The following is a 14316-nucleotide window of genomic DNA, read 5'->3' as shown; positions in this document are numbered from 1 at the left end:
GCCATAATTGCTCTATGCTGACCAATAGTTGTCGGTAGCGGGGCACTCCAGCGGTTTGACAAGGCCTTGAAAATGGGAAAGAATTCTCGCAGCCGTTGAAAGTTTAAGAGTGAGCTATGCCGACCAGCATACTCAATAGTTAGCCGCATGAGGTGAACAGAACAACGCGGGGGAGGACAGCGGTGGCGACAGCGGGAGATGCATCGAATACCATTAGCGGTAGGTACACGGACGCGTACTCCATCGCAGACTCGAATGTGAGTTGGGGCAACATGGTAAAAACACTTGGTATCGTAGCCGGCGTTGTGATTGCGCTCGCGGGCTTCCTTGCCGGAGGTCAGTTTGGGGTAGGTGCTGTCGTCCTTTTCCTCGTACTCGCCGCTGCGGTCGGCAGCTCGTTTTACATGTTTGGCGTCATGATCGCAGCGCAGGGCCAGGTCCTCCGAGCGGTCCTCGGCACCGCGGTCAACACGTCGCCGCTGCTGTCTACGGATCAGAAGCGTGACGTCATCACACATGTCGCCGCGTCGACGCTCACTGCAGCAACGGACGCAAATCAGTGGGGGTAACAGCGCCATGAGAGCGGCTAACAACCGGCTCGAGCGGCCCGGCGAGGCGCCGGCCGCTCAGCCGGAGCGTTAGATTGCCCTTGGACTCTCAGGGTTTTGGAATGATGGACGACTTCGAAATTGCCGAGATCCAGACAGGCGAGACCAGCATCTTTGCGCGCTGGTCCGGCTCCGGGTCGCCGATCCTCTTGTTGCACGGTTTTCCACAGACACACCTGATGTGGCGCAGCGTTGCGCCGATGCTTGCTCGCAACTTTACGGTAGTCTGCCCCGATCTTCGCGGCTATGGGCGCAGCGGTTGTCCGGCCTCCACCCCGGACCGTGCACCATACGCGAAGCGCGCCATGGCGCAGGACATGGTGATCGTCATGGAGCAGCTTGGCTTTGCGCGCTTCTCTGTCGCGGGGCATGACCGTGGCGGTCGCGTTGCTTATCGCATGGCTCTTGACCATCCGAATCGCGTCGACCGCCTCGCCGTCCTCGACATGCTGCCGACGGCGACGGTATGGGACCGGGCCGATTCGAGATTCGCGTTGGCCTACTGGCCTTGGTCGCTGCTGGCTCAACCCGAGCCGCTTCCGGAACGCATCTTGGCAGTGGCATCTGAAGCTATCGTCGACAATGCGCTCGGAGGATGGGGTTCTCCCTCGGCTGTATTCCCCCCGCAGGTGCGTGCGGCCTATGCCCAGGCGATCAGTGATCCCGCGCACGCCCATGCTATCTGTGAGGAATATCGAGCCGCCGCGACGCTCGATCGCGAGCATGACAAGGCGGATAGCTTGGAGGGGCGACGCATAGCCTGTCCTCTACTGGCCCTCTGGAGCGCTGGTGGGGCACTTGATACTTGGTATGCAGCGGCCGGTGGACCAGTCGCGCTTTGGCAAGCCTGGGGCGACGATGTTCAAGGCCACGCGCTCAACGCAGGCCATTTTTTCCCGGAAGAGTCTCCCCAACACACGACCGAAGCTTTGAACCGCTTCTTCGCCACTGACTCGCGCGGTCAATCTAACAACCTATTGCAGCCGACCGGCCAAGAGCGGCCGGCGGCTGAATAGGAACGATGGGCCGACGCTCGCCGCCGTTGCTTCGCAACGACTGCTCGCTTTCGGCCCATCGGGGTGGCGGCTGTACGCATCCGCGTGCTGGGCCGCTCGCGCGGCCCATCACGAGGCTGGAGCCGTCAGGCGCGTCAGCCAGCAAGCTTGCCTCGGCGCCTGCGGCTCAGCCGCCGCCCCGGTATCCCGATGCAGCCGTTGCGACGCGCGGAACCACTGAACCGCCATGGGGGCGGTGGTAATCTGCCGGCGTGACTTACGAGTGGGACCCAGCCAAGGCTGCGGCGAACGTCAAGAAGCATCGCGTCACCTTCGAGGAGGCCGCGTCATTGTTCCTCGACCCCTCGGCGCTCACGTTCTGGGACCCGGATCACTCCGAACAGGAAGACCGGGAGATCACGATCGGCCGTTCAGCACGGCGACGCGTTCTCTTCGTTGCGCACGCCCCGCGCGACGGCCGTGTTCGAATCATCAGCGCGCGGCGGGCGACGCGCCAGGAGCGGAAACAGTATGAGGAAGCAGTTGGCGAAGCGACGCAGTGACGATCTCCGTCCCGAATACGACCTCGCGCGCTTGAAAGGCGGCGTACGGGGCAAGTACTACAGGCAGGCGACCGCGGGGACGAATCTGGTTCTCTTGGAGCCAGACGTGGCGCGCGCTTTTCCCGACAGCAGCTCGGTGAATCGCGCTCTTCGGCTGCTACAAGAGGTCGCCACGAAGAGTTCCGGACGATCCCGAAAGTCGGTTGGTGATCGCCGGAGAGCAACGGGATAACTTCGGCATGCAGCCGACGCGCTTCGCGCGCGGCTGATACCGGCGTTAGGTAGCCCGAGCAACATCCCCAGGCCGCTTTTCAGGAAGGCAGAATGAAAACCATTGGGATCATCGGCGGGATTGCGCCGGAGTCAACCGTTGAATACTACCGCTCGATCGTCGCGTTATACCGCGAGCGGAAGCGCGATGGGAGTTACCCGCCGATCGTGATCAACAGTATCGACCTGAAGAAGATGCTGGACCTGATCGGCGCGCAGAAGTTGGCCGAAGTCACCGAGTATCTGCTGGGTGAAGTGACGAAACTGGCACGCGCCGGGGCCGAGTTGGGTCTTCTGGCTTCGAATACGCCCCATATTGTGTTCGAGGAGATTCGACCGCAGTCCCCGATTCCGCTGGTCAGCATTGTGGAAGCCGCATGCCGGGCCACGCGAGCGCTGGGGCTGAACCGAGTGGGCCTGTTTGGCACCCGCTTTACGATGCAGGCGCGATTTTACCCGGAGGTGTTCTCCAGGCAGGGAATCACTGTCATCGTACCTGACTTGGACGATCAGGAGTATATTCACGGCACATACATGAGCGAGCTCGTCAATGGCGTCTTTCGAGGCGAAACGCGCGAGCGATTGCTGGCGGCAGTAGATCGGTTGATAGAGCGGGAGGGGATTCAGGGCCTGATCCTAGGCGGGACAGAGCTGCCGCTGATCCTGCGGGACGGGGCTCACAGAGGGATTCCGTTCTTGGATACAACCAGGATCCATGCCGAACGGACTGTCGCTGAAATGCTTGGGGAGGCAGGCTGACGACGGCGGGCGGCCGCGGCCGACGGCCAGCGGTAGGCGGCATCATTGGGGCGCTGCATGTTGTGCAAGAAGGGAGGCGCATCAGGCTCTTGGCCATGGCGCCTGCCGTGCTGATCTACGACGATGCCTGCCCGGTGTGCCGGGCGGGAATGCGCTGGGTCGCGGGTTGCGCGCTCCCGGGCCGCTTCGAGTTCGTGCCCTGCCAGTCCCCCGAGCGGCGGCGTCGCTTTCCGTCGATTTCCGAGGCGGCCTGCCTCCAGGCGCTCCAGCTCGTGCTCCCCGACGGGCGCCTCCTGGCCGGAGACCGCGCCATTCCCGAGATCCTTCGACGCCTCCGGCGCTGGCGCTGGCTTGCGCACCTGTTCGCGTTGCCGGGCGTGGCGCTCCTCGCGCCACGCCTCTACGGGTGGGTGGCGCGCAACCGCTACGCGCTCTCCTGTGCGCTGGCGAGGCGCTGATGCCTGAGCTGAGCGGGAAGGCGGCGCTGGTGACGGGAGCGTCGAGCGGGATCGGGGCGGCGACAGCCCGGGGTCTCGCCCGCGCGGGGATGCGGGTCGCGCTGCTGGCTCGACGGAAGGAGCGGCTCGAGGCCCTGGCTCAGGAGATCGCCGGACAGGACGGCCAGGCGCTGGTTTGCCCCGGGGACGTGACCGAGCCTCCCGCGGTCCAGTCCGCCGTCGAGCGGATGCTGAGCCGGTGGGGCCGGATCGATCTGCTGGTGAACAACGCGGGCCGGGGACTGGCGGCGCCCTTCGAGGCCACCGCGCCGGAGGAGCTCAGGGCGATTCTGGAAGTGAACCTGATCGGCGTTCTCACGGCCACGCAGGCGGTTCTGCCGCCCATGCGGAAAGCCGGATCGGGCCATATCATCAATGTCAGCTCTGTCGTGGGCCGGCGGGGGCTTCCGTATCGGGCCGCGTACGGCGCGACGAAGTTCGCGCTCGTCGGGCTCACGGAGGCGCTGCGCCAGGAGCTCCGCGAGAGCGGGATCCACGTCAGCCTGGTCTACCCGATCTACACGACGGGGACCGAGTTCGACGAGGCGGAGCCGAAGAAGATCCAGCCGCACCGCTACGGCCCGAGCCAGTCCGCCGAGCAGGTGGCCCGGGCGATCGTCCGCTGCGCCCGGCATCCTCGAGCCGAGGTCTACCCGTATCCCTCGGCACGGATCCTGGCCGTCCTGAGCGCGCTCGCCCCGGGCTTCGTGGATTGGATGATGGCGCGCATCATCCGCCGCTGACTCAGGCCGCCCGCTTTGCCGCCGCAGGGGCGGGGGTCGGGTCTTTCACCGCCACGAGGAAGAGCAGGGCCGCCGCGCCCATGAAGGCGGCGATCAGGCCGAAGGCGGGCCCGTAGTCGAAGGACGCGATCAGGAGGCCCGCCAGGATGGGCCCCGCCGCCTCGCCGCTGTCCCAGATCGTGCCGAAGACTCCCATCGCCGAGCCCATCCGCCCCGCCCTCACGAGATCCGCCACGAGTGCCGTTGTCGACGGGGTGACGATCGCCACCCCCAGGCCGAAAAGCGCGGAGACCGGGAAGAGGAGCAGGAGTGAGGTCAGCGTCGGGATCGCCGGCAGCGTGCCGGCGCAAAGAAAGAGGCCGGCCAGGATCATGGGCTTCCGGCCGACCCGGTCGGAGAGGCGCCCCGAGAGCGGCTTGGCGAGCATGGTGGTGGCGAGCTGGACGCCCATCACGAGGGCGATCTCGGCGTCGTTCAGGCCGATCCCCTTGGCGTAGGGCGGGAAGAAGCCGAGGAAGGCGCCGTAGCCCACGTAGAGCGCGGCCTCGAGCGTCGAAGCGATGATCACGGCGCGGCTCGAGCAGACCTCGCGGATGCCGCTCCAGAAGCGGCGTGAGCGCGCACCGAGGGTGGAGGCCCCGCGCGGGCGGCCGTCGTCTGGAAGACGGAGAACCATGGGGAGCGGGAGGAGGCCCAGGACTCCGACGCCGAGATACGTGAGCGGGTAGCTCGCCGTGTAGAACAGGAGCGACCCCCCGAGGAGAGGCCCCAGGGTGCGGCCCAGATCGCCTGCCGCGGCGAACCAGCCGAGCGTCTCCCCGCGTCCTCGCGGCGAGAGGTCGGCGACGAAGGCCGAGGCCACGGGGGCGAAGATGGCGGTGGCGAAGCCGTGGAGGAAGCGGAGCGCCAGGAGCGTGCCCGGCGACTGGACGAGCGGGTAGAGGAACGGTGGCGCCGCGAAGAAGACGCACCCGAGCAGCATCATGCGCTTGCGCCCCAGCAGATCGGAAAGGGCCCCCGCGGGGAGCTTGACGACGACGCCCGTCACGGTCGAGGCCGCCACGATCAGGCCGATCAGCTCGGGCGCGGCGCCGAGATCCTGGGCGAAGCGCGGCAGCACCGGGCTTCGGGCCATCGTGTAGCCGAACCGGGCCAGGAACTCCGCCAGGACCAGCGCGAGGAACGGGCTCACGGGCGCACGGAGAAGATGGCGATCCCGAGAATGCCGGCCGCGATGATGACCACCGGCTCCGGGATCTTGAAGCGCGTGAGGATCGCGAGCGCGGCGAGCGCGATCAGCAGGGTCGGGGGATCGATGATCGCGCGGCGGGCCAGGACGAAGCAGGCCCCGGCGATGGCGCCCGCCGCGGCCGCGGTCACGCCCCGCACGAAGGCCTTCACCTGGGGGTTCTCGCTGAAGCGGTCGAACCACGGGTAGGGGATCACGACGAACAGGTAGATCGGGAGGAACACCCCAATCGCCGCCATGAGGGCTCCGACCTGCCCCCCGACGAGGTAGCCGATGAACGCCACCGTGATGACGATCGGTCCCGGCGTGATCATCGCGACGGCGACAGCGTCCAGGAACTGCTTGTCGTTCAGCCACCGGTACTCCTGAACCACGCCCCCGTAGAGGAACGGCACGATGGCCAGGCCGCTTCCGAACACGAAGGCGCCGGCCTTGGCGAAGAACCAGAGGATCTGCCCCAGGGTGCCTGCCGAGGCGGCGGGACCGATGCCCGAGAGGAGCGAGGCCGGAAGCGGGAGCACGGCCCAGAGCGACGCCCGGGCGCTCCGGAGCCAGCGGGGCGGGGCCTCGATGAAGAGGACGGCGACCCCGCACAGGATGAAGAGGGTGGCGATCTCGGATTCGGTCCAGGCGGTGACGACCGCCATCACGGCGAAGACGGACCAGAGGAGCCGGGCGGATCCGACGGTCAGGCGGGTGAGCCGGTACGCGGCACGGACGATGATGCCGATCACCCCGGCGCCGACGCCGTAGAACGCGGCCTGCATCCACGTGAGCCCGCCGTACTGGACGTACAGCATGCTGATCGCGACCGTCATCAGGTACGAGGGGAGGATGAAGGCGAGCGACACGAGCGTGGCCCCCCAGACCCTCGAATGGACATAGCCCAGGCAGATCGCGAGCTGGGCCGCCAGCGGGCCCGGAGCGAGCTGCGAGAGGGCGAGGCCCTTCATGTAGTCTTCCTTGCTGAACCACTTCCGCTGCTCGACCAGGTCCCGCTGCATATAGCCGACGAGGGCGACGGGCCCGCCGAAGCCCAGGCTCCCCAGATAGAGGAAGTACCGGACCAGCTCCCAGAGGGTGGCGGGCGTCCCGAAGGCGCCCGCGGCCCGGCTCACGCCCCGACCTCCGCGCCCGCGTCCAGCAGCCGCTCCACCACCGCTAGCTCCGTTCTCCGATCGTGGCGTAGAGGCCGTCGAACAGGGTCATGCCGTGGGCCAGAACCTCGTGGTCGTCCTTGAGCGCCGCCAGGAGCCCGCGGATCGCCAGATCAATGCCGCGGGCCTCGTCCCGGTGGAACTTCTGGTCGCGGAGATCGGCCTCGTGGACGACCTCGGCCAGGGGGACGAGCCGGCGGTCGCCCGGGCTTGAGCGCTTGAGAAGCGTCTCGAAGGTGCAGTCCTCGCCCTGGTGACCGAACTCGGCCCCGAGGGCGTCGAACGGGATCGCGTCGGCGGGGAACTCCTCGGGCGACGCGAAGAGGAACTGGGCCTCCGGGTCGATGAAGCGCCTGATCAGCCACGCCGAAGCGACCCGGTCCACGTGGGGACGGGGACGGGTGACCCAGCGCTTTCCGCGGAGGCCTTCGAGTGCGGTGGGGGTGCGGTCCTCGGCGGAGGCGGCCGGGTCCCGGCGGCGCAGCTCGATCGTCTGCTTCAGGCGCTCGACCTCCCGGTAGCCGGGGGCGTCGAAGAAGTCGGTCTCCCGGATCCGCTCGAGGTCGCGGGCCAGGCGGCCGACCTCGTCGTCGCGCCATGCGGCGGCCCGGCGAGAGGCCTTCCTGTCGAGGTTGCGTAGGAGCTTCCGATAACGCTCCGCCAGGTCGCGGTAGTCCCGGTCCCGGGCGTCCTGGAAGAGCCGCACCACCTCGTCGGGCTTGAGGTTCTCGATCCGATCTACCTTGAGGAGCGTGGCCTCCCCCCGGTCCTTCTGGATCTCCTGGCTGAGCCACTGGAACTGCTCGTAGGTCTCGGGCGTGAACGGCAGCAGGTAGACCGAGTTCTTGAGCGCGACGGCCCCCAGGGCCCGGAGCTTTCGCCAGACGCGCACCCTGAGGCTCGAGGGGTGGGGCGGAAGGCTCACGATCAGGACGAGCCACGGTTTCATGATGTATCAGTTGTTGCAAACAGTAATAGCACATGTTTCACCTGTCAAGGCGTTTTTTTCGGGTCGGCGAAGCGCGAGCAGATCGAGGCCGGGGAAAGGGGCTCGGGCGCGGCGCGACGCTCAGCGCCCGAAGAGGCGGCTGAGAAGGCCGGGCCTGGACGGCGGCGCGGCGAGCCGTCCTTCGGCGAAGGCGGCGCTGAAGCCCTCGAAGCGCTGCCAGTAGTCGGGGAGAAGCTTGGCCAGGGCCACCTGGGCGCCCACGAGACGCCGGGCTTCCTCGCTCCCCGCCTCCGCCTGGGTCACGGTCCCCCGCTCCGTTTCGGGGAGGCCCGTCCAGTAGGCCTGCCGGAGATAGACGAGAAACTCCTGGACCAGGCGCGCGAACTCGCGGCGGTCTTCCGCGTTGTCGGCTTCGGGCATCGGCCGCCTGTGCTTCCGGCGGAGCTGGACCATCAGGTCCAGGCAGACGGCGTCCACGGCCTCCTCCAGGCGCTCGCGGACCTGGGCGTCGATCCTCCCGAGGAGGCCGCGGGGGTCGTCGGGGTCACGCCGGAGCGAGGTGCCGAAGGGCGAGGTCATGCCTGGAACATCCGGCGGAGGCCCTCGGGAAAGTCGAGGGGCTCCAGGTCGAAGGTTTTGAAGAAGGGCGTCGGGTCGCAGACGTTGTGTTCCTCGAGCATGAGGAGCTGGTCCGAGGTCAGCGGGAAGAACGGGATGTGCTCGAGGACTCCTACGAGCGGGCGCATCAGGCCCAGCGGCTGGTAGACCTTGCGGACCCTGGGCTTGCCCAGGGCCGCACCGACCAGGTCCAGGATCTCGACGAAGGCGTACGGTCGTGGCCCGCCCGCCTCGTAGGTCTGGCCGATGGTCGTGTCCCGCTCGAGGGCCCGGGCGAAGGCTTCGGCGACCTGCTCCACCGGGACCGGCTGGAGCCGGTATCGCCCGTCGCCGATCACGGGCACGATGGGGAGCCACCGCACCATGCGCGCCAGCAGCGTGACGAACCCGTCGCCCGGACCGTAGATCACCGACGGGCGGAAGATCGTCCACCTGAGCCCGCTCCGCCTCACCAGCTCCTCGGCCTCCCACTTGGTCCGGTGGTAGCGCGAGCGCGCCCCGGGGCGCGTGCCGAGGGCGCTCATCTGGAGGTACCGCGTCACCCCTGCCGCCTGCGCGGCTTCGAGCACGTGGGCAGTGGCCGCGGTGTGCAGGCGCTCGAAACGAACGCCGATCCCCGGATGCTCGCGGATGATCCCGACGAGGTGGATGACGGCGGCGCAGCCATGGATCGAATCCGCGAACCCTTTAGGGGTGAGCACGTCTCCGGGGGCGCGTTCGATGGCCTCGAAGCCCCGCAGATCCTGCTCGGAGCCGGGGCGTACGAGGCAGCGGACGATGAAGCCGTGGGCCTGGAGCGCTCGGATCACCGCTTTGCCGACAAACCCCGTCCCGCCCGTGACAAAGATCCGTGCCATCTGCCGAGACTCTGGCGCATCCTATCACTCCGCCCCGGGGGCCGCAACGCTGCGGAATTTCCTGTCGCGTCAGCGCCCCCTCGCCGGTATCATGAAAGCGCATGCGGCGCGTGTCGGCCCTTCCCGTCGTCTTCCTCCTCCTCGCGCTCGGCATCCCAGCGGCGGCCCACTCCCAGGACTTCTCCGCGGTGGACCAGGCTGCCCTCGACGCGGTGAACGCCGGCGAGATCCCGGGCGCGGTGATCCTGGTCGGGCAGGGCGAGCGCGTGCTCTACCGGAAGGCGTTTGGCTTGAGGAGCCTCCTGCCGGCGCGCGAGCCGATGACGGAGGACACGATCTTCGACGTGGCCTCGCTCACGAAGGTGATGGCGACGGCGCCCGCGGTCCTCCTGCTCGTCGAGCAGGAGAAGGTGAGCCTCGACGCGCCGCTAGCGCGGTACCTGACGGAGTTCAAGGGACGGAAGTATCGGGAGCTCACGATCCGGCGCATCCTTACCCACACCGCCGGGCTCGGCGATCTGCCGCCGGCGGAGGCGCTCCGCGAGAGGTTTCCCAAGACCGCCCGCGCGCTGGCCGAGGGCGCGCTTCAGTACCCGCCCGGGGGCGGCTTCCGGTACAGCGACACGGGCTTCATCCTCCTCGGCGAGCTGGTGCGTCGCGTGAGCGGTGAGCCCCTCGATCGGTTCGTCGCCCGCCGCCTCTTCGAGCCGCTGGGGATGCGGGACTCCGCCTTCAACCCGGATCCCCGCGTCAGCTCCCGCATCGCTCCCACCGAAGTGGTGAACGACGGCCTCCTGTGGGGCCGGGTCCACGACGGCAACGCCCGCCTCCTCGGCGGCGTGGCCGGCCACGCCGGCCTCTTCTCGACGGCCGACGACCTCGCCCGCTTCTGCCAGATGCTGGTGAGCGACGGCCGGTTCCAGGGCGCGCAGATCCTGGCGCCGGCCACGGTCAGGACGATGCTGAGCCCGCTCACGGTCGGCGAGGTGACGCGGGCCCTCGGCTGGGACATGGCCTCCCCCTTCTCGCGCCCGCTCGGTCCGTTCTTCCCGCACGGCTCGGTCGGACACACCGGCTTCACGGGGACGGCGCTCTGGGTGGACCCGCCCAGCCGGAGCTACCTCGTCCTCCTGACGAACCGCGTGCACCCGTACGGGAAGGGGCGGGTCGGCGAGATCAGGATGCGCGTCGCGGCGGCGGTCGGCGCCGCGCTCTTCGCCCCGCCACTCCCCCGCGTGGAGGTCGCCGCAGCCCAGGCGCGCGTCCCGGCCGCGGACGCGCCAGCCGCCCCGCGGGAGCCGACGCAGAGCGGGCTCGACGTCCTGGCGGCGCAGCAGTTTTCCCTCCTCAGAGGGCGCTCGGTCGGGCTCGTGACCAACCAGACGGGCGTGGACGCCCGCCGCCGGCGCGGGATCGATCTGATCGCCCGGGCGCGTGGGGTCATGCTCAAGGCCATCTTCGCCCCCGAGCACGGGCTCACCGGCCAGGCCACGCAGCCCGTGCCTCACGCCAGGGACCGGGCGACAGGCCTGCCGGTCTGGAGCCTCTACGGCGCCGAGCGACGGCCGACGCCGAGCATGCTCGACGGGATCGATACGCTCGTTTTCGACATCCAGGACGTTGGCATCCGCTACTACACGTATCTGACGACGCTGGTCTATCTCCTGGAGGAGGGCGCGCGCCGGAACATCCGGGTCGTGGTCCTCGACCGGCCGAACCCGCTCACCGGAAAGCTCGTGGAGGGGCCGATGATGGACCCCGACCTCCGCTCCTTCACGGCGCCCCACCCACTCCCGGTGCGGACGGGCCTCACCATCGGGGAGTTCGCGAAGCTCGTCGTGGCCGAGCGCAGCCTGCCCGTTTCGCTGACCGTGATCCCGCTTGGGGGCTGGGAGCGCTCCCGCTGGTACGACGAGACCGGCCTCGCCTGGATCAATCCGTCGCCCAACATTCGCTCGCTCCACCAGGCGCTCCTCTACGCCGGGATCGGGCTCCTCGAGCCGACGAACCTCTCGGTCGGGCGCGGCACGGCGGCACCGTTCGAGGTGGTGGGGGCGCCCTGGATTGCCCCGATCGCGGTGGCTGAGGCGATGAACGCCAAGGGCCTCGCCGGCGTCAGCTTCTTTCCGGTCTACTTCACGCCGGCGGCGGACAAGTACGCGCGCGAGCACGTCGGGGGGGTGAGGCTGGTGGTGACGGACCGGGAGGCGGTGAGGCCGGTGGCCGTGGCGCTGGCTCTCGCGAGAGCGCTCAGGGAACGCTACCCGACCGAGTTCCGGCCGGAGGCGATCCAGAATCTCCTGGTGAACCGCTCCACCATGTGGGCCTTCCTCCGCGGCGAGCCGCTGATGCGGATTCTCGACTGGGCCGAGGTGGAGCGGGCCGACTTCCTCCAGCGCAGGCAGTCACACCTCATTTACCGGTAGCCCGCTTCGCCTCGGGGCCGCGGGTCCTGTCGCCCCCTCCCCACGCCTTCGGCGTCGGGGGCACAGCCCCAGCGTCGGCGCCACCCCCCGCCCGGTGTGGGGGACCCCCCGGCGCCGCCGCTGGGGCGCCCCGCTCGCCGCGCCACCCGCGGCCCGCTCAGCGAGGCGCCCCAGGCGATCCCGGACGGGAGGCGGCGCCCGGGGCGCCCCACCGCGCGCAGTCCGACGAGCACGGTGGGGCTGGGTCCCCGGCGCACGCACGCTGAAAGCGTGGTGCGCGGGGAGGGGGACAGGACCCGTCCGGGATCGCTGACGAGGAGGCCGGGACGGACCCGCGGCGCCGTCTGCCTCATTCGCGCTCGGCGATTCGGAGGGATCGTCCGGCCGGGTCGCGGACCTCTCCGCGCCGCCCCTTCGGGATTGTGACCGTGGCCGGATCGCCGTCGCTCACGAAGCGCTCGTCGGGGTTCCGCTCGAAGTACTTGAGCCAGTGATCGAGCTCGGACTCCAGCGCCTGGATTCGCGGCACGCGGTAGGGGTCGAAGCGCCGGGAGAACGGCGAGGGCGCGGCGCCGCCGGCCACCATCAGGATGGCGTCGTGGCGGTACGTGACGCCGTCGACGCTCCCGCGGGTCGCCCAGCCGAGCTCCTTCGGGTAGGCGCCCATGGGGAGCGCGAGGGTCCGCGGCTGGTAGCCCGGGACGAGGCGCTGGATCCAGCGCTGGGCCCCGGCGAGCTGCGCTCGGACCGTGGGCTCGGGGTATTTCGAGAGGTTAGCGTGCCAGAGCGTGTGGTTGCCGATCTCGAAGCCGCGGCTCACCAGGTAGCGGAGCTTCCGCGCCTCGTGGCCGGGCTGGCCGAAGAGCCGGTGCGGTTGCGCAGCGCCGGGAAGCACGTAGAACGTCGCCTTCAGGCCGAAGTCGGGGTGGGCCCGGGCGAAGGCTTCGAGGATCGCGACCGCGCAGGTCGGATCGATCTCGGGCTCGCCGTCTCGCTCCAGGTAGCGGAACTGGCCGGGGGAGGAGTCGTCGAAGGTGAGCACCACCGGGCTGGTTCCCGCGGGGAGGTTGAGCGTCCCGTCCAGGAGCTCGGTGAGGGCCACGAGGCGGTAGCCGCGCTCCCAGAGCCGCCCGAGGTCCCGGCGGAAGTTGGCCGGCGTCCGGGCCCAGCGTGCCTCGGGCTCGGCGATCTGGTGGTAGGCCAGGATCATGACGCGGCCGAGCTCGTTGGGCCTGAGCTGGGCGAGCGCTCGGTCGGGCGATCCCGCGCACGCCGCGAGCCCGAGAACCAGCCAGAGCCAGGGCGGGCGGGCTCGCGTCACCGGGGGGGCCGGGGCCCGGACGCCATGGCCACCTTGGGACGGAGCGCCGCCCCGGTGTACTCGTTGCGCGGGTTCCAGAGCATCCAGCCCACGGCCCCCGCGTCCTCCGCCGCCTTCAGCTGGGCGCGGACCTCTCTCACGCCGAACGGCCGCCGGTCGAAGGCGTAATCGCGGAAGTCCTGGATCCACGGCCGCACCTTGACGCCGGTGTGCGCCGCGCGCTGGCGGACGAGCCGGACGGTCTGAAAGACGATCTGGTACGGGTGCTCGACGGGGTTCCGGTAGCCCGGGATGCCCCGGTGGTAGCCGGAGGGATAGACCATGGGGCTCAGGTAGTCCACGTGGGCGGCCAGCTCCTCGATCCGCTGTCCGATGTCGGTGTCGTTCTCGTTGAACGCGGTATAGCCGAAGATGTCGGCAGCGACGAACGCCCCGGTCGGGACCAGCTCCCGGCGCGCCCGCGCCAGGAAAGTCGAGATGGCCTGGAGGCGCGCCTCCTTGGTGTTGGGCTTCGAGTACCTCGCGGCGGTCAGCCTGCCATCGGCCGGGAAGCGGACATAGTCGAACTGGATCTCGTCAAACCCTTTCAGGGCCGCCTCGCGGGAGACCTCGATGACATAGTTCCAGGTCTCCTCTCTGAACGGATCGAGCCAGGCCAGCCGCTCGTTGTCGAGCCAGGGCTTCCCGGTCCGCGTGTCCAGGACCGCCCACTCGGGCCGGTAGCGGGCCAGGACGTCGTCCTTGAAGGCGACGACGCGCGCGATCGTGTAGATGCCCCTGGCCTTGAGCCCGGCGAGCATCTCCTCGAAGGCCCGGAGGCGGACGGGGCCGAGGGCGCCGGCCTCCACGGCCAGCCGCACCTGCGTCGGGTAGGGGATGAAGCCGCGATCGCCTTTGACATCGATGACGACCGCGTTCAGCTCCGTGCGATCAGCCAGGGCAAAGACCCGCTCGCGAATCGCGCGGTCGCCGATCCCGAAGTAGCTGAGGTAAGCGGCCTTGATGACCTGGGGCGCCAGGGCGACGGTGGTCCAGTCAGCACGGATGGACACCTGTCTCGGCTCGTAGCCCGGTGCCTTGACCAGGACCGTCGCATCGGGGGAGAGCGGCCCGATGCTGAAGCGGCCGTCCGCGTCGGTCCTGACCTCGTAGTGGCCGACCGAGAGCGAGGCCCCCGCGATCGGGCGCCGGCGCGCGGCGTCCACCACCCATCCCTCGAGGGGCTCGGGCCACGGCTCGGGTTGGACGACGGGCGGGGGCGGAGGCTTCGGGGCGACGGCCTGGGCGGGGGGCTTCGTCGGCGG

Annotated in this window: 14 protein-coding genes; 7 read left to right on the top strand and 7 right to left on the bottom strand. The window is 69.2% G+C overall.

Features of this window, described 5'->3' with window-relative positions:
- The first annotated feature begins 182 nt into the window (after positions 1–182).
- From HY726_14490 to HY726_14465, 6 genes are all read left to right on the top strand, one after another.
- Positions 183–569, top strand: a complete 387-nt coding sequence (locus tag HY726_14490; protein MBI4610204.1) for a hypothetical protein — start codon at positions 183–185, stop codon at positions 567–569.
- Positions 570–670: 101 nt separating this feature from the next.
- Positions 671–1624, top strand: coding sequence for an alpha/beta hydrolase (locus HY726_14485; GenBank protein MBI4610203.1), 954 nt, complete (start codon positions 671–673; stop codon positions 1622–1624).
- Positions 1625–1875: 251 nt separating this feature from the next.
- Positions 1876–2166 carry a BrnT family toxin gene (locus HY726_14480; protein MBI4610202.1) on the top strand — a complete coding sequence of 97 codons (291 nt, stop codon included), beginning with the start codon at positions 1876–1878 and terminating at the stop codon, positions 2164–2166.
- Positions 2167–2490: 324 nt separating this feature from the next.
- Entirely contained in the window at positions 2491–3195 is a 705-nt protein-coding gene (locus HY726_14475; GenBank protein ID MBI4610201.1) for an amino acid racemase, read from the top strand.
- Between the two features lie 95 nt (positions 3196–3290).
- Positions 3291–3653, top strand: a complete 363-nt coding sequence (locus tag HY726_14470; protein ID MBI4610200.1) for a DUF393 domain-containing protein — start codon at positions 3291–3293, stop codon at positions 3651–3653.
- Complete coding sequence (locus tag HY726_14465; GenBank protein MBI4610199.1) at positions 3653–4435, top strand: SDR family oxidoreductase; 783 nt, start codon at positions 3653–3655, stop codon at positions 4433–4435. The genes HY726_14470 and HY726_14465 overlap by 1 nt, the downstream gene beginning before the upstream one ends.
- A 1-nt stretch (position 4436) precedes the next feature.
- On the opposite strand, the gene HY726_14460 is transcribed toward HY726_14465, so the two are convergent.
- From HY726_14460 to HY726_14440, 5 genes are all read right to left on the bottom strand, one after another.
- Positions 4437–5627: an MFS transporter gene (locus HY726_14460; GenBank protein ID MBI4610198.1), complete on the bottom strand. Its 1191-nt coding sequence runs from the start codon at positions 5625–5627 to the stop codon at positions 4437–4439.
- A complete protein-coding gene (locus tag HY726_14455) occupies positions 5624–6802 on the bottom strand; it encodes a chromate transporter (protein MBI4610197.1) in 1179 nt (392 codons plus the stop codon). The genes HY726_14460 and HY726_14455 overlap by 4 nt, the downstream gene beginning before the upstream one ends.
- A gap of 43 nt (positions 6803–6845) precedes the next feature.
- Positions 6846–7790, bottom strand: a complete 945-nt coding sequence (locus tag HY726_14450; GenBank protein ID MBI4610196.1) for a chromate resistance protein — start codon at positions 7788–7790, stop codon at positions 6846–6848.
- 120 nt (positions 7791–7910) lie between these two features.
- Complete coding sequence (locus HY726_14445) at positions 7911–8369, bottom strand: hypothetical protein (GenBank protein MBI4610195.1); 459 nt, start codon at positions 8367–8369, stop codon at positions 7911–7913.
- A complete protein-coding gene (locus tag HY726_14440) occupies positions 8366–9265 on the bottom strand; it encodes an NAD(P)H-binding protein (GenBank protein ID MBI4610194.1) in 900 nt (299 codons plus the stop codon). The genes HY726_14445 and HY726_14440 overlap by 4 nt, the downstream gene beginning before the upstream one ends.
- 101 nt (positions 9266–9366) lie before the next feature.
- Here HY726_14440 and HY726_14435 point away from each other — a divergent pair, with 101 nt between their 5' ends.
- Complete coding sequence (locus HY726_14435) at positions 9367–11691, top strand: DUF1343 domain-containing protein (protein ID MBI4610193.1); 2325 nt, start codon at positions 9367–9369, stop codon at positions 11689–11691.
- A 349-nt stretch (positions 11692–12040) separates the two neighbouring features.
- Here HY726_14435 and HY726_14430 read toward each other — a convergent pair whose 3' ends face one another.
- Together HY726_14430 and HY726_14425 are read right to left on the bottom strand one after the other, a co-directional pair.
- On the bottom strand, positions 12041–13012 hold the full coding sequence (locus tag HY726_14430) for a polysaccharide deacetylase family protein (protein ID MBI4610192.1): 972 nt from the start codon (positions 13010–13012) through the stop codon (positions 12041–12043).
- Positions 13009–14220, bottom strand: coding sequence for a GTP-binding protein (locus HY726_14425; GenBank protein MBI4610191.1), 1212 nt, complete (start codon positions 14218–14220; stop codon positions 13009–13011). The genes HY726_14430 and HY726_14425 overlap by 4 nt, the downstream gene beginning before the upstream one ends.
- Positions 14221–14316 lie beyond the last annotated feature (96 nt).

Source organism: Candidatus Rokuibacteriota bacterium (assembly GCA_016209385.1).
Taxonomy (GTDB): Bacteria; Methylomirabilota; Methylomirabilia; order Rokubacteriales; family CSP1-6; genus JACQWB01.
The sequence above is the reverse complement of the archived record's forward strand: the minus strand, read 5'-3'. Positions and strand labels throughout refer to the sequence as shown.

Excerpts from the sequence above, each read along its gene's own strand:
- HY726_14475 (MBI4610201.1), top strand. The coding sequence starts at position 2,491 with ATGAAAACCATTGGGATCATCGGCGGGATTGCGCCGGAGTCAACCGTT.
- HY726_14435 (MBI4610193.1), top strand. The coding sequence starts at position 9,367 with ATGCGGCGCGTGTCGGCCCTTCCCGTCGTCTTCCTCCTCCTCGCGCTC.
- HY726_14440 (MBI4610194.1), bottom strand. The coding sequence starts at position 9,265 with ATGGCACGGATCTTTGTCACGGGCGGGACGGGGTTTGTCGGCAAAGCG.
- HY726_14445 (MBI4610195.1), bottom strand. The coding sequence starts at position 8,369 with ATGACCTCGCCCTTCGGCACCTCGCTCCGGCGTGACCCCGACGACCCC.
- HY726_14450 (MBI4610196.1), bottom strand. The coding sequence starts at position 7,790 with ATGAAACCGTGGCTCGTCCTGATCGTGAGCCTTCCGCCCCACCCCTCG.
- HY726_14470 (MBI4610200.1), top strand. The coding sequence starts at position 3,291 with ATGGCGCCTGCCGTGCTGATCTACGACGATGCCTGCCCGGTGTGCCGG.
- HY726_14465 (MBI4610199.1), top strand. The coding sequence starts at position 3,653 with ATGCCTGAGCTGAGCGGGAAGGCGGCGCTGGTGACGGGAGCGTCGAGC.
- HY726_14485 (MBI4610203.1), top strand. The coding sequence starts at position 671 with ATGATGGACGACTTCGAAATTGCCGAGATCCAGACAGGCGAGACCAGC.